The 3,010-nt window shown below is 64.6% G+C and carries 1 protein-coding gene and 1 pseudogene; one reads left to right on the top strand and one right to left on the bottom strand.

What is annotated here, in order from left to right:
• Window positions 1-577: 577 nt before the first annotated feature.
• Window positions 578-851, top strand: a pseudogene (locus AB0442_RS42080) (NAD-dependent DNA ligase LigA); the annotation flags it as partial.
• Between the two features lie 170 nt (window positions 852-1,021).
• Here the strand turns inward: AB0442_RS42080 and AB0442_RS42075 are convergent.
• Window positions 1,022-2,509 carry a restriction endonuclease gene (locus AB0442_RS42075; RefSeq protein WP_366168791.1) on the bottom strand — a complete coding sequence of 496 codons (1,488 nt, stop codon included), beginning with the start codon at window positions 2,507-2,509 and terminating at the stop codon, window positions 1,022-1,024.
• Window positions 2,510-3,010: the final 501 nt, after the last annotated feature.

Here is a 3,010-nt window from a genome sequence, read left to right as displayed (position 1 = left end):
CTTCGCCATCACGCCCGCGACCCCAACCGCCCCCTCGCCACCCTCCGCATCACCTGATCAAAACCGACACATCGCGAGAACGACGCAGCCCTGACAGCTCAGTGGATGCGGTGGTGGCGTTCACGGGCCCGGGCGACCGGCCGCTGCTGGCCACCGGCGGTGAAGACCGAGCAGTGCGGATATGGGATATGACCACACGGCAATGCCGGCTTCATATGGTCACGACCAGCCCCATCCACGCCCTGGGAAACCTGAGAGGTCTCAAGTCGAACTGCGTTGGTCTTCTCGTTGGCGCTGCGACGGGATTTGCTCTTGTTGATGTTGATCTCGGATGAAATCCAGGCCTGGTGCCGGAGACGGTGCTGGACCGTCCGCTTCCCGGCGCCGATGCGGCGATCGGTGCTCTGCGTACGCCTTGCGGAAGTGCTGCGCGACGAGCCCCCACCGCCTGCACACTCCGAGGGGAAGGAAGCCGTGCCCTTCGTTCCGCGGCCGGACACGCCCGCTGACATCCACCGGCGTATCGCCGACCGCCTGGCGAAGCTGACCGATACTCCCCCAGGCGTTCCACCCCCACAAGGTCACCCGACTCCTTGAGGTTGAGTGGAACGTCGGCCGCACCGGCGTCGTCGCCCCGCGCGCCGTTTTGGAACCGGTGGTCATCGACGACGTCACCGTTGCTCGGCAACCAGGTCTTCGTCTATCGAGCCGGCGACGTCATTCCTCGGGTCGAAGCACCCCTCGTCGACGAGCACACCGACGACGGGCAGCCCATCGACTTCCCCAAGACCTGCCCGCCCTGCGGCGAGGCCATCGACACTTCCCAGCAGCGCTGGCGCTGCGCCCGCGGGAACCCACTGCGTGCGCACCGGACCTGCCGAGCCGAGTCGGGGTCACCCGAATTTGGGTGCCCCCGATCGGTGCTACAGAGGTGGGGCGAGCGGGGTCACTCCGCGGCCTCTGTTTCGTACTTCGTGCCCGGCCGTACTGCTGATCAAGCAGGTATGCCCTGGCAGATCGGCTATTCCCGTCTGGCCCCGTCCTCCGATAGACCAAGCACCTCCCCCAACGGGTCTCCCCAGGTCGCCCATTTCTGCAGCGCCAAGTAACCCATGGCATGGATGCCGTGCGTCTGCGCAAATTGCCGGCCCGGGGTCGTGAAGCCTGTATTGGTCAGCATGATCACCACGTCAGCTCCATGCACAGGAACCGCTGTCCCGTTCAGTCGCTGAAGCTCTGGCGTACCCACGTCAGCTCTTCGGCTGCTGTGCTTGCACTGGATCACTATTCGCTGTCCTGCAGGACCCTCAGCGATCACGTCCGCGCCCAGGTCCCCAGAACCACCGTGGGCACGTATGAGCCGAAACCCATCTCGGACCATGAGGCGCGCGGTCATCTGCTCGAAGGCGCGATGGCCCATGTTCCGGACCTCGACCATGTCAACGCTGGCCGCACCATTCACATAGGCAACGCGGCGGTGGAAGAGATGAGCGTCTCTACTTGCCTGCACCGCGTGCCTGCTGATCGCTGCTGTCAGCCGGCGACGGGACTCCCCCAAGCGCTGCGACAGCGCCGCGACCGCCGATACATCTGCTGGCCCGGTCTGCCCCGGCGAATACCCGGCGATCTTCGGAGCAAGTCCGAAGCGGTCTGCCGCCTCCGACCAGAGCTGTTTGACCTCGCAGACAGCCTCTCGCACGTCTGCCGCTTCATCCCTCAGAGCCTTGAGCAACTGGGTGTCGGAGTGGAAGCTGCTGGGGACCATAAGCGGATCAACTCCAAGGCGTTCTTCCCAGTCGTCATCCAGCCGCTTAAGTTCCTCCCTCTGATGTGCTTCCTGTAGCTCGCGTTCCACGGCTTCCTGATGGGCGAGCAGGCTTGCGTAGGTGCTCTTGAGATAGTGGCCCTCAGGGCTGACGTCATCGCTGGCCACCAGGTGCGCGATGTATTGGTTTTGCAGCAGCGCGACCTCGTGCATGGAGGTCCGGTGCTCCGCGCAGATTCGGTCGAGGCGACTTTGAGCCTTCTCGAGTTCTCGCGCAAGGCCTGCTACCTCCTCCACCGCAGTGACGTCTGCAGAGTGCTTGTCACGATGGAAGAGATCGACAGGGTCACCTCCGTGGTGCCCGCCCATGCGGGTCCACAGGTCGCCACACCTTCGTAGCGCCGCGTTGGCGTCCCGCTCCTCGGTGATGAGTGCCGCGACCAGGGTGTCGAATGCGGCGGCGCAGTGGTCTTTGACCAGCTTCGGGGTGGGGCCGAACTTCATCAGGGAACGAGCTTCATGCCTCGAGCGGCGCCGCGCTTCGGTCAGCTTCACTGTGATGCGATCACGGTGCTCTTCCAGCAGCGGATACACGCCGCTGACGTACCAGCCTTCGGTCACCCAGAGCCAAGCTGCTAGCAGATCGTCTGCGTCGGCCGCTGCAATGGCCGCCCCCATCCACTTACGAAGCTCTCGATCGCGGTAGCGGCGCGGTACAACCTGGGCATTGCGGTCAATGATCACCGAGGGAGGCTACAGGCCAGACGGCATAGGTCCGCAGGTCAGCTGCAATCGCTCCCTTCGCTGACGGTCTTAGCGAACGCTCAAGAGCCGAGGAGATGACCTCGGCTCATCCAGCCGCCAATGCCAGTAGGACTCTTGCTGAGCAGCCGCCTGCTCTCAGGGTGGGTGCTGGCCGATCTCAGTCACATCGCGAGCTCGAGCTGGTCGAGCGAACCTGCGGCCATGGCGGATGGACAGGCAGCACCGAGCCGGCGGGTCGGCTGCCACCGACCTCGAGGTCTTGACCGAGCAGGTTGTCGGTACGGCCGGGCCCAACCCCGGTGCCTTCTGCCACAGGATTGCCTCCAAGCGAGGTGTAGGGGTGAGTAAACGGCGTTTACATCCCAACCCGGCGAACAAGATCAACTTACGACTTGGTGCGCGATTGAGGGTGGGGCGTGTCGGCCTGGAGGGTTCGGCTGGTGATCTTCAGCGCTCCGCGCAGCGGTCGGAGACCAGGCC

This window comes from Kitasatospora sp. NPDC085895 (genome assembly GCF_040702125.1).
Classification (GTDB): Bacteria; Actinomycetota; Actinomycetes; order Streptomycetales; family Streptomycetaceae; genus Kitasatospora; species Kitasatospora arboriphila.
The sequence above is the reverse complement of the archived record's forward strand: the minus strand, read 5'-3'. Positions and strand labels throughout refer to the sequence as shown.